General features: G+C 73.2%; 26 protein-coding genes. 9 read left to right on the top strand and 17 right to left on the bottom strand.

What is annotated here, in order from left to right; all coding sequences use genetic code 11:
• Positions 1-5: 5 nt before the first annotated feature.
• From ACFY3U_RS16680 to ACFY3U_RS16630, 11 genes are all read right to left on the bottom strand, one after another.
• Positions 6-842, bottom strand: coding sequence for a RecB family exonuclease (locus tag ACFY3U_RS16680; RefSeq protein WP_387202260.1), 837 nt, complete (start codon positions 840-842; stop codon positions 6-8).
• Between the two features lie 123 nt (positions 843-965).
• Entirely contained in the window at positions 966-1,580 is a 615-nt protein-coding gene (locus ACFY3U_RS16675) for a MarC family protein (RefSeq protein WP_387201730.1), read from the bottom strand.
• A gap of 32 nt (positions 1,581-1,612) precedes the next feature.
• Positions 1,613-2,473 (bottom strand): PHP domain-containing protein, encoded by an 861-nt coding sequence (locus tag ACFY3U_RS16670; protein WP_387201728.1) that lies wholly within the window; start codon positions 2,471-2,473, stop codon positions 1,613-1,615.
• Between the two features lie 43 nt (positions 2,474-2,516).
• Positions 2,517-3,749, bottom strand: a complete 1,233-nt coding sequence (locus ACFY3U_RS16665; protein ID WP_387201726.1) for a hypothetical protein — start codon at positions 3,747-3,749, stop codon at positions 2,517-2,519.
• Positions 3,746-4,474 carry a SigE family RNA polymerase sigma factor gene (locus tag ACFY3U_RS16660; RefSeq protein WP_387201723.1) on the bottom strand — a complete coding sequence of 243 codons (729 nt, stop codon included), beginning with the start codon at positions 4,472-4,474 and terminating at the stop codon, positions 3,746-3,748. The genes ACFY3U_RS16665 and ACFY3U_RS16660 overlap by 4 nt, the downstream gene beginning before the upstream one ends.
• 100 nt (positions 4,475-4,574) lie before the next feature.
• The gene (locus ACFY3U_RS16655) at positions 4,575-5,456 is read right to left on the bottom strand and encodes a PH domain-containing protein (protein WP_387201720.1); all 882 of its coding nucleotides are present in this window, start codon (positions 5,454-5,456) and stop codon (positions 4,575-4,577) included.
• Positions 5,457-5,463: 7 nt separating this feature from the next.
• Positions 5,464-5,622, bottom strand: a complete 159-nt coding sequence (locus ACFY3U_RS16650) for a hypothetical protein (RefSeq protein WP_387201717.1) — start codon at positions 5,620-5,622, stop codon at positions 5,464-5,466.
• 124 nt (positions 5,623-5,746) lie between these two features.
• Entirely contained in the window at positions 5,747-6,430 is a 684-nt protein-coding gene (locus ACFY3U_RS16645; protein ID WP_387202257.1) for a DUF6758 family protein, read from the bottom strand.
• Between the two features lie 86 nt (positions 6,431-6,516).
• On the bottom strand, positions 6,517-7,140 hold the full coding sequence (locus tag ACFY3U_RS16640) for a TrmH family RNA methyltransferase (protein ID WP_387201714.1): 624 nt from the start codon (positions 7,138-7,140) through the stop codon (positions 6,517-6,519).
• Between the two features lie 48 nt (positions 7,141-7,188).
• A complete protein-coding gene (locus ACFY3U_RS16635; protein WP_387201711.1) occupies positions 7,189-7,704 on the bottom strand; it encodes a hypothetical protein in 516 nt (171 codons plus the stop codon).
• Positions 7,705-7,804: 100 nt separating this feature from the next.
• Entirely contained in the window at positions 7,805-8,320 is a 516-nt protein-coding gene (locus ACFY3U_RS16630) for a MaoC family dehydratase (protein WP_387202254.1), read from the bottom strand.
• 547 nt (positions 8,321-8,867) lie between these two features.
• On the opposite strand from ACFY3U_RS16630, the gene trxA reads away from it, so the two are divergent.
• From trxA to ACFY3U_RS16610, 4 genes are all read left to right on the top strand, one after another.
• A complete protein-coding gene (gene trxA / locus ACFY3U_RS16625; protein ID WP_387201708.1) occupies positions 8,868-9,230 on the top strand; it encodes a thioredoxin in 363 nt (120 codons plus the stop codon).
• A 95-nt stretch (positions 9,231-9,325) separates the two neighbouring features.
• Complete coding sequence (locus ACFY3U_RS16620; RefSeq protein WP_387202252.1) at positions 9,326-11,392, top strand: intein-containing Rv2578c family radical SAM protein; 2,067 nt, start codon at positions 9,326-9,328, stop codon at positions 11,390-11,392.
• Positions 11,393-11,416: 24 nt separating this feature from the next.
• A complete protein-coding gene (locus tag ACFY3U_RS16615; RefSeq protein WP_387201705.1) occupies positions 11,417-12,157 on the top strand; it encodes a hypothetical protein in 741 nt (246 codons plus the stop codon).
• Positions 12,158-12,179: 22 nt separating this feature from the next.
• A complete protein-coding gene (locus tag ACFY3U_RS16610; protein ID WP_387201702.1) occupies positions 12,180-12,587 on the top strand; it encodes a CoA-binding protein in 408 nt (135 codons plus the stop codon).
• Between the two features lie 67 nt (positions 12,588-12,654).
• Here the strand turns inward: ACFY3U_RS16610 and ACFY3U_RS16605 are convergent, their stop codons facing one another.
• Positions 12,655-13,206, bottom strand: coding sequence for a tryptophan-rich sensory protein (locus tag ACFY3U_RS16605; protein WP_387201699.1), 552 nt, complete (start codon positions 13,204-13,206; stop codon positions 12,655-12,657).
• A 96-nt stretch (positions 13,207-13,302) separates the two neighbouring features.
• Between ACFY3U_RS16605 and ACFY3U_RS16600 the strand changes: the two genes are divergently transcribed.
• Together ACFY3U_RS16600 and ACFY3U_RS16595 are read left to right on the top strand one after the other, a co-directional pair.
• Complete coding sequence (locus tag ACFY3U_RS16600) at positions 13,303-13,944, top strand: TetR/AcrR family transcriptional regulator (protein WP_387201696.1); 642 nt, start codon at positions 13,303-13,305, stop codon at positions 13,942-13,944.
• Between the two features lie 55 nt (positions 13,945-13,999).
• On the top strand, positions 14,000-14,752 hold the full coding sequence (locus tag ACFY3U_RS16595) for a hypothetical protein (protein ID WP_387201693.1): 753 nt from the start codon (positions 14,000-14,002) through the stop codon (positions 14,750-14,752).
• Between the two features lies 1 nt (position 14,753).
• Here the strand turns inward: ACFY3U_RS16595 and ACFY3U_RS16590 are convergent, their stop codons facing one another.
• Positions 14,754-15,950: an acyl-CoA dehydrogenase family protein gene (locus ACFY3U_RS16590; protein WP_387201690.1), complete on the bottom strand. Its 1,197-nt coding sequence runs from the start codon at positions 15,948-15,950 to the stop codon at positions 14,754-14,756.
• 179 nt (positions 15,951-16,129) lie between these two features.
• On the opposite strand from ACFY3U_RS16590, the gene ACFY3U_RS16585 reads away from it, so the two are divergent.
• Entirely contained in the window at positions 16,130-16,711 is a 582-nt protein-coding gene (locus tag ACFY3U_RS16585) for a DUF4190 domain-containing protein (protein WP_387201687.1), read from the top strand.
• A 4-nt stretch (positions 16,712-16,715) separates the two neighbouring features.
• On the opposite strand, the gene ACFY3U_RS16580 is transcribed toward ACFY3U_RS16585, so the two are convergent.
• On the bottom strand, positions 16,716-17,585 hold the full coding sequence (locus ACFY3U_RS16580) for an SDR family NAD(P)-dependent oxidoreductase (RefSeq protein WP_387201684.1): 870 nt from the start codon (positions 17,583-17,585) through the stop codon (positions 16,716-16,718).
• Positions 17,586-17,697: 112 nt separating this feature from the next.
• On the opposite strand from ACFY3U_RS16580, the gene ACFY3U_RS16575 reads away from it, so the two are divergent.
• Entirely contained in the window at positions 17,698-18,243 is a 546-nt protein-coding gene (locus tag ACFY3U_RS16575) for a DUF4190 domain-containing protein (RefSeq protein WP_387201682.1), read from the top strand.
• Positions 18,244-18,285: 42 nt separating this feature from the next.
• On the opposite strand, the gene ACFY3U_RS16570 is transcribed toward ACFY3U_RS16575, so the two are convergent.
• Positions 18,286-19,242 carry an HpcH/HpaI aldolase/citrate lyase family protein gene (locus ACFY3U_RS16570; RefSeq protein WP_387201679.1) on the bottom strand — a complete coding sequence of 319 codons (957 nt, stop codon included), beginning with the start codon at positions 19,240-19,242 and terminating at the stop codon, positions 18,286-18,288.
• Between the two features lie 125 nt (positions 19,243-19,367).
• Here ACFY3U_RS16570 and ACFY3U_RS16565 point away from each other — a divergent pair, with 125 nt between their 5' ends.
• Complete coding sequence (locus tag ACFY3U_RS16565) at positions 19,368-20,192, top strand: SDR family NAD(P)-dependent oxidoreductase (protein ID WP_387201676.1); 825 nt, start codon at positions 19,368-19,370, stop codon at positions 20,190-20,192.
• 129 nt (positions 20,193-20,321) lie between these two features.
• On the opposite strand, the gene ACFY3U_RS16560 is transcribed toward ACFY3U_RS16565, so the two are convergent.
• Together ACFY3U_RS16560 and ACFY3U_RS16555 are read right to left on the bottom strand one after the other, a co-directional pair.
• Positions 20,322-22,472: an APC family permease gene (locus tag ACFY3U_RS16560; RefSeq protein ID WP_387201673.1), complete on the bottom strand. Its 2,151-nt coding sequence runs from the start codon at positions 22,470-22,472 to the stop codon at positions 20,322-20,324.
• A gap of 232 nt (positions 22,473-22,704) precedes the next feature.
• Positions 22,705-23,658 (bottom strand): DMT family transporter, encoded by a 954-nt coding sequence (locus ACFY3U_RS16555; RefSeq protein ID WP_387201670.1) that lies wholly within the window; start codon positions 23,656-23,658, stop codon positions 22,705-22,707.
• Positions 23,659-23,719 lie beyond the last annotated feature (61 nt).

The raw sequence follows: 23,719 nt of genomic DNA, 5'->3' as shown, positions 1-23,719 counted from the left end.
GTCGGTCACTCCTCGACCGGTACGGCGGGACGGTCCATCGCGGCCCACGGGTCCCGGCCTGGCGTCTGGGAGCCGGTCGGGCAGACGCGGCGGTAGTCGCACCAGCCGCAGCGCGGGCCGGCCACCGTGGGGAACGCCTCGTCCGGGTCGGCGCCGTCGGTGACGGCCCGTTCGGCGGCCATGATGTCGCGGGCGGTGTCCTCCGCCCGGGCGAGCTGGCGGGCCAGCGACTCCTCGGTGTGGTCGTGCCCGGCGACCGTCCCGGTGGGCAGGTGGTGCAGCTCGACCCGCCGGCACGGCCGGCGGAACGTCCGCTCGGCGGCGTACGCGTAGAGGGCCAGCGCCTGGGAGCCCCGGGCGTCGTCGCCGTCCAGGCCGGTGCGCCCGGTCTTGTAGTCGACGATGACCAGCTCCGGCCCGCCCGGCCCGGGGCGGGAGTCGATCCGGTCGGCCCGACCGTTGAAGGCCAGCACGGCCGTCCGGACCGCGACCACCCGCTCCACGCCCAGCGGGTCGGCGCCCGGCTCCAGGGTCGCGACGTACCCCTCCAGCCAGCTGAGCGCCCGCCGGTAGGCCGCCCGCTCCTGGTCGTCGTCGCGGTAGCCCTCGCGGACCCAGACGCCCTTGAGCAGGGCGGGCAGCGCCTCCGGCCGGCGCCGCTCGGCGGGCAGCGCGTACCAGTTCTTCAGGGCGGTGTGCACGCTCGCGCCGAGCGAGTTGTGCGCCCACGGCGGCCCCTTGGGCGGGGCCGGCCGGTCGACGTACGAGTAGCGGTAGCGGCGCGGGCAGTCGGCGTAGGCGCCGAGCTTGCTGGGCGTGCAGACGAAGAGCCGCTCGGGCATGCCCTCGAAGCCGAGCTGCTCGGGCTGGCCGGCACGGGGGCGGGGTGGGCCCGCGGATCGTCGCACGGTCCCGATCCTGCCATCCGGCTACGACATCCCCGGGCCGCCCCACGCCCGCCGAGGTCAGGCGGCGTTGATGTACTGGGTGACGAAGGCGGCCACCGCGTCGGCGATCAGCTGCACCGCGATCGCGGCCAGCAGCAGGCCGGCGATCCGGGTCAGCACCTCGATGCCGCCGGGGCGGAGGATCTTGACGATCCCGCCGGAGAAGCGCAGCACGACCCAGACCGCGACCATCACCGCGACGATGGCGACGGCGATCGCGGAGAACTGGTCGAACCCGTCGGCCCGCTGCACGAACAGCATGGTCGCGACGATCGCGCCCGGGCCGGCGAGCAGCGGAGTGCCCAGCGGCACCAGGGCGATGTTGGAGGTGACCTGCTGGCTGGGGTCGTCCGCCTTGCCGGTCAGCAGCTCCAACGCGACCAGCACCAGCAGCAGACCGCCGGCGGCCTGCAGGGCGGGCAGGTCCACGTGCAGGTAGTCCAGCAGCGTCTGACCGGCCACCGCGAAGACCACGATCACGCCGAGCGCCAGCGCGACCGCCTGCCAGGCGGCCCGGTTGCGGTCCCGGGCGGGCAGCGGCCCGGTCAGGGCGAGGAAGATGGGCATCATGCCCGGCGGGTCGACGATCACCAGCAGGGTCACGAAGACCTCACCGAAGAGCTTGAGATCCACCGGCCCACCGTAGTCGGGCCGCCGAGGTCGGATCAGCTGGAAGCGACCGGCGTCACCCCGGCGGCAACGATCCGCTCGTACGCCTCTTCAGAGGTGGTATGAGCACCCAGCCGGACGGTCTTGTGCGTGCCGTGGAAGTCCGACGAACCGGTCACCAGCAGGCCCAGGTCGGCCGCGAGCGCACGCACGTGCGCCGCCTCGGCCGGCGTGTGGTCCTCGTGGTCGGCCTCCAGCCCGGCGAGCCCGGCGGCGGCCAGCTCGGCGATCAGCTCATCCGGCACGATCCGTCCCCGCCGGCTCGCCCGGGGATGGGCGAAGACCGGTACGCCACCGGCGCCGCGGACCAGCGCGACCGCCCGGAACACGTCGATGTCCTCCTTGGGCAGCCGGTACCGCTCGCCCAGCCAGTCCGGCCCGAACGCCTCCGTGGTGGTGGCGACCAGGCCGGCGCGGATCAGCGCCGCGGCGATGTGCGGCCGGCCGACCGTGCCGCCGCCGGCCGCGGTGATGATCTCCGGCCAGCTGATGTCGATCCCGTCGGCGTTGAGCAGCCGCACGATCCGCTCCCCGCGCACCTCCCGGGCCGCCCGCACCCGGGCCAACTCCGCCACGAGTTCCGGCTCCGCCGGGTCGAAGAGGTAAGCGAGCAGGTGCAGCGGCACCGCCGGCTCCACGCCGTGCCAACGGCAGGAGATCTCCGCCCCGCGGACCAGGTCGAGCCCGGCCGGCAGGGCGGCGACCGCCTCGTCCCAACCGGCGGTGGTGTCATGGTCGGTGATCGCGACGACGTCCAGCCCCGCCCCGGCGGCCGCCCGGACCAGCTCGGCGGGGCCGAGCGTGCCGTCGCTGGCGGTGCTGTGGGCGTGCAGGTCGATCGTCGGGCGTGGGGTCATCGCCCGACGCTACCGGGTCGGCGCCGGCCGACGCCCGCGCCGGTCAGGACGCGAAGGCCACCACCACCGGCCGGCCGGCCCCGGCGACCAGGGTGGACGAGGCGCGCTCGCCGACCGGCACCCGGTCGGCCCGCAGCCGGGCCACCGCGCCGCTCCGGTCGACCCAGGTGGCGACCTGCCCGCCGTTCCAGGCCACGTCGCCGGTGATCGTCGGCCCGGCCGCCCAGGCGGTGGGGGTCGCCGGGGCCAGGTCGACCAGGACGGCGCCGTCGGCGCCGCCGATCCGCCCGTTCGCCAGCAGCCAGCGACCGTCCACCGAGACCTCACCGCGCCCGTCGGCCGCCAGCCGGGGGCCGCAGCGGGTGGTGACCGGGGTCAGGTCGGTCGAGAGCAGCGCGAGGCAGCCCTGCCCGCCGGCGACGCGGACCAGCCCGACCGCCCGGCCGTCGGGCCGTACCCCGTAGACGGCCAGCACCTCGGCGTGGCCGGCGCCCGGGGCCGCGCCCGGCCCCGGTCTCCACAGGGCGAATCCGGTGCGCCCGGCGCCCGCCGTGACCAGCACCCGGTCGCCGACGAAGCGGACCGGCGCCACGCCGGCCGGAGCGGTCACCTTGACGGTGGCGACGAGCTGGCCGCCGATCAGGCCGGCGGCGAACAGCCGGCCGTCGTCCCGCCAGGCCACCTGCCGGCCGTCCGGGGCGAGGGCGATCTCCTCCGCGCCGGCGAGCAGCGCCCGCGGGGTGCCGCCGGTCGGCACCAGCCAGAGGCTGCGGCCGGCGGGGGTGGGCGCGCCCACCAGCAGCCAGCCGCCGCCGTCGCGCAACCGCTGGGCCCGCTCGACCGGGCCGACGCCGAGCTCGTACCGCTGCCCTCCGGCCACCAGCGCGCCGTCCACCAGCAGGTCGGCGGTGTCCTCCTCGGGCCGGGCCGGCGGGGCGGGCGCCACCGGCCAGGCCGAGGCGGTGGTGTCCTCGTCCGGGTCGCCGATCACCACGACCGGCGCCCCGGTGCGGCCCGACTGGCCGCTCAGCTGGGCCATGCCGGCGGTGACCCCGACGGTGGCGACGCCGGCCAGGGCGAGGCCGGCCAGCGCCCGCCGGCGCCGCGTCCGGCGGGCCCGCCGGACGGCCGCACCGGCCGGGTCGGCGGCCGGCGGCGGGGGCACGGCGACCCGGCGGGAGAGGGTCTCCCGCAGCGCCCGCTCCAGGTCGTCCGGCGTCACTGCCATTGGACGCTCGGGGCCGTCGGTCCGGTTGTCGGACGTGGCGCCGTTCATCGGCTCTCCGCCGCGACCGCCGGGCCGGGCGTCGCCCGGGCCGTCCGGGGCCGGACCGCGGCGGGCCGGCCGACCGGCGGGGTGGTCGCGTCCGGTCCCGCCGGAGTGGACGGCCGGCTCGGCGCGGCCCGGTCGCCGCCCGGCGTCCGTCCGCCCGGCGCGGCCGTGGCCGCCCGTCCCCGACCGGCGGTACGCCCCGACGACTCGGGCCCCTCCGCCACGTCGAGCAGCGGCTGACCGCCGATGCGCCGGCGCAGCGTGGCCAGGGCGCGGGAGGTCTGGCTCTTCACCGTGCCGGGCGAGATCTCCAGCAGGGCGGCGGTCTGCGCCTCGGACAGGTCCTCGTAGAAGCGCAGCACCAGCACCGCCCGCTGCCGGGCGGGCAGCGCCGACAGGTGCCGCCAGAGCGCGTCCCGGTCGAGTTGGCGCTCGATCTCGTCCACCCCGGCCCGCTCGGGCAGCACCTCGGTCGGCCGTTCACCGTGCCAGCGCCGCCGCCACCAACTGGTCGACGTGTTGACCATGACCCGCCGGGCGTACGGCTCGATCGCCTCGATCCCGCCCAACCGCTTCCAGGCGAGGTACGTCTTGGTGAGCGCGGTCTGCAGCAGGTCCTCGGCGGTCGCCCAGTCCCCGACGAGCAGGTACGCGGTGCGCAGCAGGGCACCGGAGCGGGCCGCGACGAACTCGCGGAACTCCTCCTCCAGCGGATCCCGGCCGGCCACCGCTCACCTCCACCCCGTCCTGCCTGGCAGGGTGCCACGGCTGTGGCCTCCGGTCGACGGTGAAAGGTGTGCTGTGCATCCGATGAACGGACAGAAACCTTCAGGCGCCGTCGTCGGCCTTGGCCTCGTCCGCCTCCTTGCCCAACCGCGCCTCGACCGCCTGCGGCTCGTACATCTCCTCGACCACGCGCAGGTAGAGCTCGTTGGGGTTGGGCAGGTTCTTCACCTCGCGGAGCGCCTGCTCCTGACCGGCGGACTCCAGCACGAAGGTGCCGTAGTTGAGCGCCCGTCCGGTCGGGGTCTGCTCGTACTTCATGTCGGTGACCCGGACCAGCGGCATCATGGCGACCTTGCGGGTGACGATGCCGTTGACCACCATGACCCGCTTGTTGGTCAGGATGAAGCGGTCGTACCACCAGTCGGCGACCCGCCAGGCCACCCAGCCCATCACGGCGAACCAGAGCAGCACCGCGACCGTGGTGAGCGCCCCGACGTCCCGCCCGGCGAGGAAGCCGGAGAGATAGCCGAGGACGAAGGTGGCGCCCACGCCGACCAGGATCGGGGTGGACAGGTGGATCCAGTGCCGCTTCCACTCGCCGCGGTAGCGCTCGGTGGGGAACAGGTAGCGGGCGACCAGCGAGCTGGGCTCGTCCTCCAGCGGCAGCACCCGACGCGGGCCCAGCGGCATGCCGGAAGCGTCGACGCGCAGGCCGGCCAGCTCCTCCTCGGAGATCTGGTTGCCCTGGGGGCCAGCCTCCGGGTCGCGCACCCAGGACCGCCCGGGACGCCCCTCGCCGGCGTACCCGGGGCCGGCGCCGTAACCGGCGTCGTCCGACAGGGACGGGCCGTCGGAGAGACCCGGGCCGGTGCCGAGACCCGGCCCGTCGTCGGACCGGTAGCGCGGGATCGGCTCGGTGTCTCGCTCCCGGCGCTCCCGGTCGGGGTCGTCCGGGTCGAAGGGAGGACCGGCGGGGCTGCCCATCGCCGGGTCAGGCGACGAGGCTGGTGAAGAAGTCGCCGAAGCCCTGGGCGATGTCCATGATGCCGCCGCCGAGCGACTTGAACACGTCCGCCGCGGAGTTGGGCCGGTAGGCGACGAAGAAGATCAAGAACGCGACGAGGGCCCAGGTAAGGACCTTCTTGACCATAGCGGGCCATCCTCTCGCGCGGCGCCGGGTCCGTTTACCGCAGCGGCACCCAGAGTATCAGTACGGTGTCGTACAGTGAATATCTCGTCTGCGCCCGTTTCCCCGGCCGACCCGGAAGGGTTTCTCAGGCCCTTCCGTGCAGGTACGGAGACGGCGCGCCGTACACGAGCTCGGGCGGCGTCCACTCGGTGAGGTCGTGCAGCACGACATCTTCCGCGAGGAGGTGACCCGCGCTCGCCGGCCAGGCTATCGCATGGAGCCACATTCCCCGAGCCTCGCCGGCGTACGCGCTTCGATCCGTCGAAGAATTCACCAACCACAGTGGAGTCGGGTGCCCGCCGACCCGGATCCGGGCCGGCTCGACGTGCCCGGCCCGCCCTACGGGCGGCGCGGTCAACGCCTCGACGAGCTGCGGCCCCGGGTCCGGCCCGGGCACCCCGGCGAGCCGGGCGCCCAACCCGACCCCTGGCTCCTCCGCCACCAGGACGAGATCCGCCGGGCCACCACCCAGCGGCGCCGGCCCGGCGCAGGCGATCGCGGTGGCACGGATCCCGGCGGCGTCGTCCCCCGCCCAGGCCACCCCGGTGACCGTCCAGCCGGGAGGGAGCGGCCACGGGCACCACAGCGGCGGCGCCGGCCGCGGCGCCCCCGAGGTGGCGGCGACCCGGTCCACCACGCTCGCCACGATCTGGGCGTCGACGTGCTCGGGCACATGCAGCGGCGCCACCGGCCCGCACCGCACGCACCGCGACTCGCCGTGCATCAGGTCCGGCGGGCGCACCGCACCGGCACACCTCGGACAACTCACCACGACACTCACATCACCACCGTGGCCCCGTCCCGCCGGCCCGTCAAGCGAAAGCCGCCGTTCCCCCGCCGTGGCGACGCGCCGGGTCAGGCCGGTGGCGGCCCGGCGTACGCCCGGATCCAGGCGTGCATGGCGATGCCGCTGGCCACCCCGGCGTTGATCGACCGGGTCGAGCCGTACTGGGCGATCGAGAAGAGCTCGTCGCAGGCCGCCCGGGCCGGGTCGGACAGGCCCGGCCCCTCCTGCCCGAACAGCAGCACGCAGCGCCGGGGCAGGGTGCTGCTCTCCAGCGGCTTCGAGCCGGGCAGGTTGTCGATGCCGACCACCGGCAGCTCCCGGGCGGCCGCCCAGCCGACGAAGTCGGAGATGGTGGGATGGTGCCGCACGTGCTGGTACCGGTCGGTGACCATGGCGCCCCGGCGGTTCCACCGCCGCTGCCCGACGATGTGCACCTCGGCGGCGAGGAAGGCGTTCGCGTTGCGGACCACGGTGCCGATGTTGAAGTCGTGCTGCCAGTTCTCGATCGCCACGTGGAAGTCGTGCCGGCGCCGGTCGAGATCGGCCACCACCGCCTCCCGCCGCCAGTACCGGTAGCGGTCCACCACGTTGCGCCGGTCGCCCGCCGCGAGCAGGTCCGGGTCGTACCGCGGGTCGTCCGGCAGGTCGCCGGGCCACGGTCCGACGCCCACGTCGAGCTGATCGTCGGTCACGGTCAGCAGAGGGTACGGCCCGACCGGCCGCGCCCCGCCCCGGGCCGGTCACGGCAGCCCCAGCGCGTCCCCGAGCCGGCGCAGGAAGCGCAGGTCGGCCGGGGCCGGGGAGAGGGTGAGGGTGACCGGGCCGGTGGCCGGCGCGGCCCGGCACACCCGGACGGCCACCGACTGCACCCACTGCCGGTAGGCGGCCGAGTCCGCCGGATCGGCCCGCCGGCGCAGCACACGCTCGGCGGCCCGGCAGGCGGCCAGCACGTCGACCAGCTCGGCCTCCCGCCACTCCCCGGTGGAGGCGCCGTCGTGCCGGGCGTAGATGGTGGCGACCACGGCGCGCACCAGATCGCTGTCGAAGGCTCGACCGGCGGCCACGGCGTCCAGGCCGGCCAGCCCCGCGGCCACCCCCCGGGCCGGGCGCCCCGGCGCGGGCGAGGCGGCGGCCACCAGCACCCGGCCGGGCAGCGTGGTGAGCAGGTGCCACTCGGCGGCGGGGTAGGCGGCGGTGGTCATCGGCGCGGCGCGACGGCCGGCGGCGGGCGGCTCTCCGGCCAGGGAGTGGCTCATGGCTACCTCCGGCGCCAGCATATGCCGTGACGAGCGCGAAGGGGCCCCGTCCCACCGATGCCGGCGGGGCGGGGCCGAGGTGGTCCGGGCGGGGCGGGACTCAGCGGGGCTCGGGGAAGCTGGGCCGCTCCGGGTCGACGCCGTCGGGCACCGCCGCGGCGGCGTACTCCTGCTTGGGGACCATGACCTTGCGGCGGAAGACGCAGACCAGCGTGCCGTCCTGGTTGTAGCCGCGGGTCTCGACCGCGACCACCCCCCGGTCGGGCTTCGAGGCGGACTCGCGCTTGTCCAGCACGGTGGTCTCGCCGTAGATGGTGTCGCCGTGGAAGGTCGGCGCCACGTGCCGCAGCGACTCGATCTCCAGGTTGGCGATCGCCTTCCCGCTCACGTCCGGCACCGACATGCCCAGCAGCAACGAGTAGATGTAGTTGCCGACCACCACGTTCCGCTTGAACTGGCTCGCCGTCTCGGCGTAGTGCGCGTCCATGTGCAGCGGGTGGTGGTTCATGGTGAGCAGGCAGAAGAGGTGGTCGTCGTACTCGGTGACGGTCTTGCCCGGCCAGTGCCGGTAGACCGCGCCGACCTCGAACTCCTCGTAGTAGCGGCCGAACTGCATCCGGGCCCCCTTCGACTGCGCGGCGGTGACGTTCGGCACAGCATGACCTACCGCCGGGTAACGCGACGATCGGGCCCGGGACGGTGGGGAAATGTCACACCGGTCACATCCGGGGGGAGACGCAATGAGCGGCGGGGCCCTCCCCGGCACCCGCCGCCCACGCTCTGATGCCCAAGATTCTGCCCCACCACCGGGGCTGACGCCCAGAGACCGGGATCACATTTATCTTTTTGTAACATTACTCTTGGTAGTCGTCGCCCAGCCAGCGGGCGATCTCCGCAGGCAGGATAGCTGCTTGTCAACACTCAAGTTACCGAGCGGTATCGGTCAAACGTCCCGATCTCCCTGGAAACGCTCCCATCACTTCTGGTCACGCAATTGCGTCATGCATGTGCGGCCCGCACGGCAGGTCCGGACAGATGTCGCTCGATGGGGTTGATCGCCCACGAGCAGCCCGTCCCGGTTTCGGCCCGACCGGCCCGGGAATTCGACGGGGGCCGACGTGGTTCCACCGGACGAAAGCAACACGCGCTGATCGGAGAGAGCAATGGCAACCCTTGAGCTGACCACGGCCAACTTCGACGAGGTCACCGAGAGCGAAGGCATCGTTCTGGTCGACTTCTGGGCCGAGTGGTGCGGTCCGTGCAAGCGGTTCGCGCCGGTCTACGAGCGCTCCTCGGAGAAGCACCCGAACATCACCTTCGGCAAGGTCGACACCGAGGCGCAGCAGGAGTTGGGCGCCAAGTTCGACATCCGCTCCATCCCGACGATCATGGCGATCCGGGACGGCGTCATCGTCTTCGCCCAGCCGGGCGCGCTGCCCGAGTCGGCGCTGGAGAACCTGATCGAGCAGGTTGAGGCGCTGGACATGGACGACGTCCGCAAGCAGCTGGCCGAGCACAAGCACTGATCCGCACCGACGAACGGCCGGGCCCTCCACGGGGGAGCCCGGCCGTTCGTCATGTCGGCTTGCGCTTCACTCGTACGCATGTTCGAATGAGGGACATGCGCTGGGAGAACCTCTCCGCTCCCCCGGACGAGGGGCATCCCGACGGGCCGGCGCCGGCGACACCACCCCTGCCGCTGGCGCTGCCCGGCGCCATCGCCCGCACCTTCGACACCCCCGACTTCGCCGGCATGACCTTCTACGAGATCCGGGCAAAGTCGATCATCAACCGGGTGCCCGGCGAGTCCCAGGTCCCGTTCCAGTGGACCGTCAATCCGTACCGTGGATGCAGTCATGCATGCCGCTACTGCCTGGCCGCGGAGACGCCGATCCTGATGGCCGACGGGCGGACGAAGCCGATCAGCGAGCTGGAGCCCGGGGATCGGATCTACGGCACCGAGCGCCGCGGGGCGTACCGTCGCTACGTGATCACCACGGTCCTGGCCAAGTGGTCCACCGTCAAGCCGGCGTACCGGTTGACCCTGGCTGACGGGACGACGCTGATCGCCAGCGGCGATCACCGCTTCCTCTCGGACCGGGGCTGGAAGTACGTCACCGGCACGATGCAGGGCACCGGCCAACGCCCCTACCTGACCACCAACAACCGGCTCATCGGCACCGGCCGGTTCGCCGCCGGGCCCAAGGACTCGCCCGACTACCGTCGCGGCTACCTGTGCGGGATGGTCCGCGGCGACGCCCACCTCGGCACCTACCGTTACCCCACCGGGGTCGTGCACCGATTTCGTCTGGCGCTCGCCGACGACGAGGCGCTAAGCCGCACAGAACTCTTCCTCTCGGGTTTCGGCATCTCGACCAGTCGCTTCGCCTTCACGCCCGCCAGCCTGACCAGACGGGCGATGTCGGCCATCCGCACCTCACGACAGCCGGACATCGAGGCCATCACCGAGTTGATCCGGTGGCCTCAGCAACGGAGCGACGACTGGCGGCTGGGTTTTCTCGCCGGGATCTTCGACGCCGAGGGCAGTTGCAGCCAGGGCATCTTCCGCATCAGCAACAGCGACGACGAGATCCTCGGCCAGATCGCGGAGGCGCTCCGGCACTTCGGCTTCAAAGGAGTACTGGAGGACCCAGGCAAGCCAAACCGGGTGCGGCAGATCCGGCTGACCGGTGGGCTTTCCGAGCGCCTGCGGTTCTTCCACCTCACCGACCCGGCTATCACCCGCAAGCGGGACATCGACGGCGCCGCCCTCAAGTTCCAGGCCAATCTGCGGGTCACCGCCATCGAGCCGCTCGGCTTGGAGCTGCCGCTCTGGGACATCACCACCGGCACAGGCGACTTCATCGCCAACGGTGTGGTGAGCCACAACTGCTTCGCCCGCAACACCCACACCTACCTCGACCTCGACGCGGGGGCGGACTTCGATCGCAAGGTGATCGTCAAGGTCAACGCGGGTGAGCTGGTCCGCCGCGAGCTGGCCGCCCCGCGGTGGCGCGGAGCGCACATCGCCATGGGCACCAACGTGGACTGCTACCAGCGCGCCGAGGGGCGCTATCGGCTCATGCCGCCGATCATCGAGGCGCTACGGGACTTCGCCAACCCGTTCTCCATCCTCACCAAGGGCACCCTGATCCTGCGCGACCTGCCGTTGCTGCGGCAGGCCGCCGAGGTCACCCGGGTCGGCCTGTCGTACTCGGTGGGCTTCGTCGACGAGTCGCTGTGGCGCGCGGTCGAGCCGGGCACGCCGAGCCCGCGCCGCCGGCTGGAGGCGGTGCGCCGGCTCACCGACGCCGGCTTCGAGGTGGGCGTGCTGATGGCCCCGATCCTGCCCGGGCTCAGCGACGACGAGGAGTCGATCGACGCCACCGTCGCGGCGATCGCCGCCGCCGGAGCGGCCAGCGTGACGCCCCTGGCGCTGCACCTGCGCCCCGGCGCCCGTGAGTGGTACGCACGCTGGCTGGGTCGGGAGTTCCCGCACCTGGTCCCCCGCTATCGCGAACTCTACCGCTCCGGCGCGTACGCCCCGCAGGCGTACCAGCGGGAGCTGACCGCGCGGGTGCGGATCGCGGCCCGCCGGCACGGCCTGGAGCGCGGCGAGCGCGGCGACAACCGGCGACTGCCGGAGCCACCGGCAGCGCCCGCCGCCGAGCAGCTCTCGCTTCTGTAGCGCGCAGGGGCTAGCGTGCCGGCCATGCGGGGGATCATGGATGCGGCGCTGCGCCGGCAACGGATCGGTCTGGTGGTCGCGGTCGTCGTCGGGCTGCTGACCGGCGTGGCGGACCTCAAGGTGGGCGACATCGGTGGCCCGCTGGTGCTGCTGACCCTGGTGCCGCTGGCCGTCTTCTTCGGGTTCGCGATCCGCGACCTCCTCCGCTCCCCCAGTGCCGAGGAGCTGCGGGTCGACGAGCGGGAGCGGGTCTACTACGCCCCGCCGCGACAGACCATCGGCTTCATGACGGTCTTCGTCGGATTCGCGTTGTACCGGACCGTCGTCAGCGCGGGTGCGCCCGACCGCAGCACGCTCGACGTCGGGCTGGCCGTCATGTTCGCGGCGATCGCGATCTTCTCTGTGCTCCTGGGTTGGTTCGGGCTGCCGGGGATCGAGCTGACCACCGAGGGCATCACCCATAGCCGGCACGAACGACAGTGGTTCGTGCCATGGGCCGCCCTGGGTACCGACGGGCGGGTCGACGTCGGCTGGCGGTCAGGCAACCGGGTGATCTGGTTGCCGGTGGCCCGCCCCGAGCTGGTCCGCGCCGGTCGTGGTTGGGGTCGGGGCAGCAGGAGCGTGGCGGTGCGCGAGGTGGACGCCGCGCCCGCGCTGGTCGCCGGGGCGATCCGGCACTACCTGGCCCACCCGGAGCACCGCGCGGCCATCGGCACCGAGGCGGAGTACGCCCGGCTGCGTGCGGCGCTGCTCAGCGGCGGCTGACCGGCGCGGTTAGAGTCGGGGCGTGCGCAGCGCCCAGCAGATCCTCGCCGACTCCGCCGTGATCGCCGTCGTGGGCGCGTCCCGCGACCCGCGCAAGGCCGCGCACAGCGTTCCCTTCCAGATGCAGCGGTACGGCTGGCGGATCATCCCGGTCAACCCGAGCATCGACGAGCTGTTCGGCGAGCGGGCGTACCCGTCGCTGGCCGACATCCCGCACCCGGTGGACCTGGTCGACGTGTTCCGCCCGGCCGCGGACGCCGTGCAGGTGGTGCGGGACGCGGCGGCGATCGGCGCGCCGGCGGTCTGGTTGCAGCTCGGCATCGTGTCGGCCGAGGCCCGGCGGATCGCCGAGCAGGCCGGCATGGACTACGTCGAGGACCGCTGCCTGATCATCGAGCGCGCCGCCGGCAACCTCAGCCGCCTGCCCTGACCGCGGGTCGACCGCGCGTGACGGGCCCCACGCCGAGTCCGTTGTCGAGCCGGCGGGGTGTCTCAGATCAGTTGAGGGTCCAGAGCCAGATCTTGAGTGCGGCGGTCAGGGGCATCCAGACGAGGTAAGGCAGCAGCCATGCTGCCGCGGGACGGCTGTAGCGAGAGAACAGCCATGCCAGGGCGTAGACAGCGATCACGCCGTTGAGGTCCATCAGGGTCAGCACGCTGGGTTCTCCACCGACGAGCGAGGCGATCGGCAGGAACAACGCGCTGGAGATGTTCATGAGGGCGAAGGCGGTCAGCGCACCGCGCACGTCCGCGACGTGCCGCTGCTGCCACAGCCGCCAGGCAGCCATCCCGGATGCCGGATAGATGATCAGCCAGATGCCCGCGAACACCCAGTCGGGCGGCCACCACGCGGGGTAGGCCAGGCTGCCGTCGACGGACGGGTTGCCGCCGGTGACGGCAAAACTGATGGCGGCCGCGCCGGCTCCGACGGCGGTCACGGCGGCGACGAATCCCACCGGCGCGGCAGCGCGACGGATCCAGCTCGAGGTGGCGGCCGCCCGCGCGGGGTCGGCCGCGAAGGGCTTGTGCTGACTGAGGTCGCTGCTCATGGAATTCTCCCGATCACCACGTGTTTTGAACACTCGTTCAAGAGCTACCATGGCACGAGTTGTACGACCGTTCAAGTGCGAGAGAGGCGAGTCACGATGGCGCAGGCGAACGCAGCACAAGCGCCGGGTACGCGGGCCAGAGCGGCGTTGATCCAGGCCGCGGTGGACGCGATCGTGGCCGAGGGCTGGCAGGCGGCGGGGAGCCGATCGGTCACCTCCCGAGCCGGCGTCCCCCTCGGGGCGCTGAACTACCACTTCGGCAGCAAGGAAGGGTTGTTCCGACATGCAGCGATGCTCGAGATACAGGCCATGTTCGCGACGCCCTGGGCGTTGATCGCCGGCAGTCGGAGCATCGACGGGCTCGTCGAGGCGCTACTGCGGTGGAGCCGATCCCCGGACGTCAGCAGCCGCCAGCAGGCATTGTTGTTGGAGGCGATGGCGCAGTCGAAACGCGACGCCGACCTCGCGACCGCGCTGCAGGGCGGCCTGAGCGCCTTCCGCGACCAAGTGGCAGCAGCGCTGCATCGGCTCGGTGTCGTCCCAACCACGACAGAGCCGGAACCGACAGCGGAGGCCGCCGCCCTGGCCGCCGCCTTCACCGCCCACTGCAACGGACTGTGGTTGCAGTACGTCACCGAACCTCAAGCCCCCCACGAACCCGCAGCGGAACATGCCATCCGCGCCTGGCAGACAGCATTCCGACGGAGCGGCCCAGAACCCCGGACGCCGCTGCCGTAGGCGCGCGGTCGCGCCTGGGGCGGGACGGGTGGCAAGGGGTCCGTACCCTGCCGCCATGCCGCTGCTGCCCACGTTTCGCGTTCCCTCGGCCGGTGACGGGCTCTGGGGGCGGCGGTTGCTCGCCCTGACGGCGGCCGTGGCGGTGACCGTGCCGCTGGCGGCCGGGCTGCTCACGGTGCCCCGGGTGGCCTTCCACAGTGGTGGGCAGATCGTCGTCTGGCTGTTCGCCGGCGGCCGGTTGCTCACCGAACGGTGGCGGCCGCGGCGGGACGCCCGCCTGGTGTGGCGGCCGAGGATCGCGGGCCGGGACGCGGTGGAGCCGGGGTTGCTGGCCCGGCGGTCCCTCGCCGGCTGGGTGGATCTGCTGGCCGACCTGGTCGCGCTGACCGCGCTGGGGTTGGCGCTGACCAGCCTGCTTCCCGACGAGCCGCGCTGGGTCCGGGTGCTGCGGGTGGTGCTGATCGTCGCGATGGCGGCCGGCGCCGGCCGGAGCGTCTACCACGAGCTGCGGTTCACCGGGCGGCTGGCGATCACCGCGAGCGGCGTCCGGTACGGCCGGTACCGGTACCCGTGGGCGGACATCGACCGGGCCACCGTGCACCGTCGGGACGGCCGGGTCGACGGGGTGCGGCTGCGCCCGGTGCGGTGGGTGTCGCTGCGGCAGCCGCCGATGGTCGGCGGCCGGGACACCGCGGTGCCGGAGGAGCGGCTGGTCGCCGCGATCGAGGAGTTCCGAACCCGCCCGCACGTGCTGGCGGGCGGGTCGGTGACCGCGCCGGAGCCGACCGTCGAGGCGGCCGGCGGCTGAGTCAGAGCTTGTACTCCTTGAGCAGGCCGCGGGAGATGATGGTCTTCTGGATCTCCGAGGTGCCCTCGCCGATGAGCAGGAACGGCGCCTCGCGCATCAGCCGCTCGATCTCGTACTCCTTGGAGTAGCCGTAGCCGCCGTGGATCCGGAACGCCTCCTGGACGACCTCGGCGCAGTACTCCGAGGCGAGCAGCTTGGCCATCCCGGCCTCGACGTCGTTGCGCTGGCCGGCGTCCTTGAGCCGGGCGGCGTTGACCATCAGCGAGTGGGCCGCCTCGATCTTGGTGCCCATCTCGGCCAGCTTGAAGGCGATCGCCTGGTGCCTCGCCAGCGGCTGGCCGAAGGTCTTGCGCTGCTGGGCGTACGCGACGGCCAGTTCGAAGGCGCGGATCGAGATGCCGCAGGCGCGGGCGGCGACGTTGACCCGGCCGACCTCGATGCCGTCCATCATCTGGTAGAAGCCGCGGCCGACCTTGTCCTCGCCGCCGAGCACGGCGGAGGCGGGCACGGTCACCCCGTCGAGCACCATCTCGGTGGTCTCGACGCCCTTGTAGCCCATCTTGTCGATCTTGCCGGGGATGGTCAGGCCGGGCGCGGTCTCGCCGAAGCCCGGCTCCTTCTCCAGCAGGAAGGTGCTCATGTTGCCGTAGACCGAGTCGGCGCCGGTGTCGGTCTTGACCAGGGTGGCCACCACCGAGGAGTACGCCCCGTTGGTCAGCCACATCTTCTGGCCGTTGAGCACGTAGGTGTCGCCGTCCCGGACCGCCCTCGACTTGATCGCCGAGACGTCGGAGCCGCACTCGGGCTCGGACATCGAGAAGGCGCCGCGCACCTCGCCGGTCGCCATCCTCGGCAGCAGCCGCGCCTGCTGCTCCGGCGAGCCGTGCTGAGAGATCAGGTACGCCACGATGAAGTGGGTGTTCACGATCCCGGAGATCGACATCCAGCCCCGGGACAGCTCCTCGACCACCAGCGCGTACGTCAGCAGGGACTCGCCGAGGCCGCCGTGCTCCTCGGCGATGGTGAGGCCGAACAGGCCCATCTCGCGCATCCCGTCGAGGATGTCGGTGGGGTACTCGTCGGCGTGCTCCAGCCGCTGGGCGTGCGGGATGATCTCCTTGTCGGCGAACTCCCGGACCGTTTCCAGGATCGACCGCTGCACATCGGTCAGACCGGGCGTCTGGGCGAGTCGGGCCATCTCAGCCTCCGGGGATCGGCGCATTACTCATGGGTAACTGAACGCTCGGTCAGTATCGGCCTCCCGGCCGGCCCCGCCAAGGTGACCAGTCCACACAACCGCTGTGAAAAGGTTCACCGCTGCGGGTAGCGTCCGCAAGTGAGACCGAGATCCACCTGCGGCGGAGGGGGCGAACGACCGTGAGCCAGCCACCATCGGGCGACCCGGAGCAGCCGCCGTCGCCGTACGAGCGGCCGTCCGGCGACCAGTCGCAGTGGGGCCAGACCGGCGACCAGCCGCAGTGGGGGCAGCCGGGCGGGCAGCCGCAGTGGGGGCCGGGCGGTGACCAACCCCAGTGGGGGCAGCAGAGCGGGCAGCCCGGCGAGCCGTCGCCGTGGGGGCAGCAGAGCAGTACGGGGCAGCACGGTGCGGGGCAGCACGGCGAGCAGCCACGCTGGGGGCAGCCCGAGCAACCGCAGTACGGGCAACAGCCGCCCTACCCGCCGCAGGGCCCGTACGGGCAGTACGGCCCCCCGCCGGGCGGTGGCCCGAACATCATGGCGATCCTGTCGCTGGTCTTCGCCTTCGTCTTCGCCCCGGCCGGCATCGTGCTCGGCCATCTGGCCAAGCGGCAGATCCAGCGCACCGGCGAGGAGGGCGAGCAGCTCGCCACCTGGGGACTGATCCTCAGCTACGTCTTCACCGTGCTCGGCCTGCTGGCCTGCTGCGGCTGGCTCGGCTTCGCCATCTGGGCCGGCAACGACAACGGCACCCGCTACTGACCGCTCAGCGGTACTGCGCCTCGCGGACGCTGTTGCCGCCGTCCACCACCAGCATCTGCCCGGTGATGTACGACGCGGCCGGCGAGCAGAGGAACGCGATGGCGGCGGCCACCTCGTCCGGCATGCCGGGGCGGCCCACCGGCGTGCCCAGGCCTTGCTTGATCTCGGCCATCGTGGACGCGGCGGTGTAGATGGTGCCCGGGGCCACCGCGTTCACGGTCACCCCGTCGGCGATCATCTCCATCGCCAGGGCCCGGGTCAGCCCGACCACGCCCGCCTTCGCCGCCGCGTACGCCGCCTCGGTGGGCAGCGCGTTCACCGGGCCGGAGGTGGCCGCCAGGTTGACGATCCGCCCCCAGCCGCGCTCCGACATGCAGCTGATGAAGGCCCGGCTGCACAGGAACGCGGTGGTCAGGTTGCGGTCGATCTCGCCGCGCCACTCGTCGTGGCTCAGCTGGGCCACCGGTCGCAGCACCTCCGGGCTGGCCCGGCTGGCCAGGCCGGCGTTGTTCACCAGCACCTCGACGTCGCCGAGCTGCTCGGTGACCGCGTCGGCGAGCGCGCCGACCTCCGACTCGTCGGTCAGGTCCGCGACGAAGCCGGTCACCCCGAGTTCGCCGGCCCGCTCGTGGATCCGCCGGGTGGTGGAGACGATCGCGACCCGGGCACCCAGGTCGGCCAGCCGCCGGGCGGTCGCGTACCCGATGCCGTCCGGGCTGCCGGCCCCGGTGACCACCGCGACCTTCCCGTCCAACCGCATGGTGACCGGCTCGAACACCGGCGCCGGTTGGTCCTGGTCGCCGCGGGAGCGCCGGTCGGGCACATCCCGTCGTTGTCCGCCGGTACGCTCCGCGCCGCGCGCGTCGATAGCCATGCCGCGATCCTGCCCGGTCGAGGCGGTGTGGGCAACGCACCACCACGGGGGATTCGCCGCTGGCCCGCGCTGACTACCCTGACGGCGCACCCCCACGCGACGGAGAAGACGCATGACATATCCCCCGCCCTCCGGTGGCTGGCAGGACCCGGCTGCCGACCCGACGCTGCCGGTCAGCGGCCACCCGATCCCCGCCCAGCCCACCGGCGCCGACCCGTACGCCCCGGTCGACCCGTACGCCGGGCAGTCGGCCGCCACCGCCGACCCGTACGCCGCGCCGGGTTACCCGGCGGCCGGCGGCTACCCCCAGGCCGGCGGCTACCCGGCGGCCACGCCCGGCTATCCGGCCGGCGGGTATCCCGGATACGGCTATCCGGCGCAGCCGAAGACCAACAGCATGGCGATCGTCGCGCTGGTGCTGTCCCTGGTCGGCATCGCGTCCTGCATCACCGCGCCGGTCGGCGCGATCCTCGGGCACGTGGCGCGCAAGCAGATCCGCGAGACCGGTGAGGGCGGCGAGGGCATGGCGAAGGCGGCGATCATCGTCGGCTGGATCCTCACCGGCCTGATGCTCGCGCTGATCGCGGTCTACGTGGTGGTCATCGTGTTCGCCATCGCCGACTCCAGCAGCGGCAGCGGCAGCACCGGCACCTTCTGACCCGACGGGCCGCCGCCCCGGCCTCGCCGGGGCGGCGCCCGCTCACTCCGCGGGCGGGGTGAACGTCGAGGTACGGGTCATCCCGGCAGCCCGCCCCTTGGCCGAGATCACCAGCGCCATCTTGCGGGACGCCTCGTCGATCATCTCGTCGCCGAGCATCACCGCGCCGAGCTTGCCGCCCGCCTCCGAGGTGTAGTGCTCGTACGCGTCGAGGATCAGCTCCGCGTGGTCGTAGTCGGCCTGGGCCGGCTGGTAGACCTCGTTCGCCGCGTCGATCTGCCCCGGGTGCAGCACCCACTTGCCGTCGAAGCCGAGCGCCGCCGAACGCTTCGCCACCTCGCGGAACGCGTCCACGTCGCGGATCTGCAGGAACGGCCCGTCGATGGCCTGCTTGTCGTGCATCCGGGCGGCCATCAGGATCCGCATCAGGATGTAGTGGTACGGGTCGCCCGGGTAGTCGGGGATCAGCGCGCCGACCACCAGCGACTTCATGTTGATCGAGGCCATGAAGTCGGCCGGGCCGAAGATGATGGTCTCCACCCGGGGCGAGGCGGCGGCGATCGCGTCGACGTTGACCAGCCCGGCCGCGTTCTCGATCTGCGCCTCGATGCCGATCCGGCCGACCTCCAGGCCCAGGGTCCGCTCGATCTGGGTGAGCAGCAGGTCCAGCCAGTGCACCTGCTCGGCGTTCTGCACCTTGGGCAGCATGATGCAGTCCAGGTTCGCGCCGGCGCCCTCGACCACCTCGATCACGTCCCGGTAGGTCCACGGGGTGGTCAGGTCGTTGACCCGCACCACCCGGGTCTTGCCGGCCCAGTCGCCGTCGTTCAGCGCCGCCACGATGTTCTTGCGGGCGTCCGGCTTGGCCAGCGGGGCCACCGCGTCCTCCAGGTCGAGGAAGACCTGGTCGGCGGGGAGGCCCTGGGCCTTGCCGAGCATCTTGACGCTGGAGCCCGGCACGGCCAGGCAGGACCGGCGGGGGCGACCGACAGCGGCCATGGATGCGCTCCTTCCGGCGTCCGGCGGGCACGCCGACGCCACCTGGACATGACGGAAACTTAACGATCCCAAAGGGCGTCGTGGCCACACGGTAACCTCGTGCCGTGACCGGGGTGAATGGACCTGTGGAAGATCTCACTGGGCGGCGGACCGTGGTGGTGACCGGCGCCAGCTCCGGCATCGGGCTGGCCGCCTCGGTGGCCCTGGCCCGGCGGGGCGACCGGGTCGTGCTGGTCGGCCGCGACCCGGCCCGCCTGCAGGCCGCCGGCGACCGGGTACGCGAGGCGTCCGGCGAGCGCCCCGAGCTGTTCCGCGCCGACTTCGCCGTGCTGGACGACGTACGCCGGCTCGCCGAGCTGCTGCGCGCCGCGTACGACCGGATCGACGTGCTGGCCAACAACGCCGGGGCGATCGTGCTGCACCCGGTCACCACGGTCGACGGCTTCGAGCTGTCCATGCAGGCCAACCACCTGGCCCCGTTCCTGCTGAGCAACCTGCTGGCCGACCGGGTCGGCCGGATGGTGGTGACCGCCTCCGGCGCGCACCGCAGCGGCGTGCTGGACCCGGACGACCTCAACGCCACGCTGCGCGGCTACCGGTCGATGCGCGCGTACGGCACCAGCAAGCAGGCGAACATCCTCTTCACCGCCGAGGCGGCCCGGCGCTGGCCGGACGTGCCGGCGTACTCCTTCCACCCGGGCGTGGTTCGGACCCGGTTCGGCGCGGACAGCCGGCTGGTCGCCTTCGGCATGCGGTTCCTGCCGTTCCGCAGCCCGGAGCGGGGTGCCGAGACGCTGGTCTGGCTGGCCAACCAGGATCCGTCGCGGCTGGTGAACGGCGCCTACTACTACGACCGGCGGCTGCACCGACCGTTCCGCAAGGCCGCCGACCCGGCGCTCGCCGCCCGGCTCTGGGCGGCCAGCGCCAGGGCCGTCGGCCTGGCCGGCTGAGCCGATCGCTCCGAGGTGTCGACGCGGTGGCGGCGGCCGACCGGCTCGGGATCCGGGTCGTCCGGGTGGACGGCAGCCGGAGCGCCGACGAGGTCACTTCAGTGGTGGAGGAGCACTTCGCCGCGTTCCTCAGCCGGTGAGGTGCACCGGCACGCTGGTCACCACCACCCCCGGCAACGCCCGCAGCGCCCGCCGCAGCCGATGCTCGGTGCGACTGTGCAGCGGCCGGTGCCAGCGCCGGCGCAGCACCACCTCCGGCACGATCACGGTCAGCACCAGCTCCGGGGCGGTGTCCCGCAGCGCCTCCAGGTAGTGGGCGAGCGGGCCGATCACCGCCCGGTACGGCGAGACGATGGTCTCCAACCGGACGTGGTCGCCCCACGCCTGCCACTGCTCGCGGAACCGCTCGGCCTCCGGCTCCTCCGGCGCGATGTGCAGGGCCAGCGTCGGCCGACCCAGCGACACCGCGTACGCCAGGGCCCGCAGCGAGGCCCGATTGAGCCGGGCCACCGGCACCACCACCAGGTGCCGTACCTGCTGCGGCAGCTCCTCGCCCTCGGTCGGCGTGGGCGTCCCGGCGGCGATCGACGCGGGTGGGGCCCGCAGCGCCAGCGCGGCGTGCAGGGTCCGGTAGTGCCGCTGCACCCGGTGGAACAGCAGCACCAGCAGCGGCACCGCGATCACCACCACCCAGGCGCCCTCGGCGAACTTGGCGACCGCCGCGGTGAGCAGCACCAGCCCGGACAGCGCAGCTCCCACCGCGTTGACCGTCGCCCGGCGCCGCCAGCCCGGCCCGCGCCGGCGCCGCCAGTGCACCACCATGCCCGACTGGGAGAGGGTGAAGGCGAGGAACACCCCGACCGCGTAGAGCGGGATCAGCGACTGGGTGTGGCCACCGAAGGCGACGAACACCACCGCCGCGGTGCCGGCGAGCGCGACCAGGCCGTTGCTGAAGGCCAGCCGGTCCCCCATGTGCAGGAAGCGGCGCGGCGCGTGCCCGGCCCGGGCCATGAAGAACAGCAACCGGGGGAAGTCGTTGAACGCGGTGTTCGCCGCGAGCAGCAGGATCAGAGCGGTGGCGGCCTGGATCAGGGCGTACCAGGGGCCGGTGGGAAAGGTCGTCCGGGCCAGTTGGGACAGCACGGTCTCGCCCTGTCGTGGCGCCAGTCCGTCGAGGTGGATCAGCACGACCAGCCCGGCGAAGAGCACCACCAGCATGCCGACCATCCAGCCCAGCGTGGTCCGCGCGTTGCGCCACTCGGTGGGGCGGAACGCCGGGACCGCGTTCGACACCGCCTCGATGCCGGTCATGGACACCGCGCCGGAGGCGAACGCCCGGAGCACCAGCAGCAGGCCGAGCCCCTCCGCGGCGGGCAGCGGTGGCGGCGGCACCGGCGCGAAGCCCCGGCCGGCGGCGCGCAGGTAGCCCACCGCGAGCAGGGCGGCCAGCGCGACCACGAAGGCGTACGTGGGGAGCACGAAGAGGTTGCCGGCGGTGCGTACCCCGCGCAGGTTGCCGGCGAGCAGGGCCACGATCACCAGCACCCCGAGCGGCACGGTGAGCGGGGTCAGCCCGGGCAGCGCCGAGGTGATCGCGCCGACCCCGGCCGCCACCGACACCGACACGGTCAGCACGTAGTCGAGCATCAGCCCGGCCGCGGCGGTCAGCCCCGCTCCGGTGCCCAGGTTGTCCCCCGCCACGATGTACGACCCGGCGCCGTGCGGATACGCGGGGATGGTCTGCCGGTAGGAGACGCCGACCGCGATCATCAGCAGCACCAGCCCGGCGGCCAGCGGCAGCGAGAGTCCCAGCGCGCCCCCGCCGGCCAGCACCAGCACGGTGAGCATCGCCTCCGGCCCGTACGCCACCGAGCTGAGCAGGTCGGACGAGAGGACCGGCAGCGCCACCAGCTTGCGCATCCGCTCGTAGAGCACCGCCGCGCTGCTCAGCGGCGGCCCGAGGACAACCCGGCGCAGCCGGTGCCGGGCCCGACCGGGCCGGCTGGCGGACTGGTTCGCCGGTTCCGTGGCGACCAGTTCGTCGGGCTCGGCGCGGCGGAACAACGCGATGGGGGCGAGCCGTCCGAAACGGGTGGGGGCGGGGCGGGCGCCGGACCGGCCGAGGGCCGGATCGACCGGCAGCTCACCCGCGGGCCCGACCCGCCAGCGTTCGCCGATCCGACGCAGCGTGCCCAGCTCGGCCGGGTCGAGCGGCGGGAACTCGGCCGATGGGGTGACGACCGTGCCGGTGTCCGGCTCGTGCTGGTCACGCCCCGCCATCGCCCCACCTTTCCCTCCCCCGCACTCTCACGTGACCGGGACGGTCGCGGCGGTGGAATCGGCGTACTCACGCCGAAGGAGCCCGACCGGCGCGGGCCGCGCCGCCACCGCGGACGCCCGTCGCGGCGGTCCCGGGCGGGGTCCCCGTGGGCGGGGCCGCCGGGCTACGTCCGCCCGGACCGGTAGGGACGTCGGTCGCCGGGTGGGGCGGCGTCCGCCGGGGAAGGGGCCGTCAGTCGGTGGGTGGAGCGGCGTCCGGGGGCACCGGGGCCGGGGTGGCGCGGGAGCCGCCGAGCACCACCACGGCCACCCCGACCAGCAGCAGCGTCAACCCCGGCAGCGCCCACGGCCGGGGCAGCTGACCGAGCCAGGCCCAGGCGATCAGCGCGGCGCCCGGCGCCTCGAGCAGGATCAGCACGCTGACCGTGGTCGCCGAGACCCGGTGCAGGGCGTAGTTGAACATCGAGTGCCCGAGCAGCTGGGCGCCGGCCACCAGGGCCAGGATCGCCAGCCAGGTGCGCGGGTCGTAGCCGTGCAGCCGCACCCCGCCGACCAGGCAGACCACCAGCAGGATGGCGGCGCACACGCCGTAGCAGATGGTGGTGTAGGTGGCGGTGCTGATGGTGGCCCGGGCCCGCTCGCCGAAGGCGGTGTAGATCGCGGCGAACATCCCGCCGGTCACCGCCAGCAGGTCCCCGGCGAACGCCCGGCCGGAGACCGCGACGTCCGCGCCGGAGGCGAGCGCGGCGCCGGTCACCGCTACGCCGATGCCCACCCAGGCCTGGTACGGCAGGTGCCGGCCCTGCCACCGGGCGATCAGCCCCTGCCAGACCGGCTGGGTGGCGCCCAGCGCGGTGGCGGCGGCCACCGAGGTGAGCTTGGCGCTGGGCATCCAGGTGGCGAAGTGCGCGGCCAGCGCCACCCCGGACAGCGCGCAGTAGAGACCCTCCCGGCGGCCGGCGCCGACGGTCAGTGACCGGAGTTCGGGCCGCCGGCGGGCCAGCGAGAACGGCCCCAGCACAGCGGTGGCGAGCAGGTTACGCCAGAACGCGATGGCCAGCGCCGGAGCCGCCGCGAACGCCACCAGCGGGGCCGACGACGACACCGCCGCGACGGCCAGCACCAGGATGCCGGCGGTCAGCGGATCCACCGAACGGTGCTGCGGAGCAGGAGACACGGAGAGCAATCCTCACACATCGGGGGGCGGCACGGACGGTGGCGGTGCGGTTACGATCACGTGCGTCCGC

Origin of the sequence: Micromonospora sp. NPDC000089 (genome assembly GCF_042899365.1) — a bacterium.
Classification (GTDB): domain Bacteria; phylum Actinomycetota; class Actinomycetes; order Mycobacteriales; family Micromonosporaceae; genus Micromonospora.
Note: the sequence above shows the minus strand (reverse complement) of the source record. Positions and strands in the feature narration are given on the sequence as shown.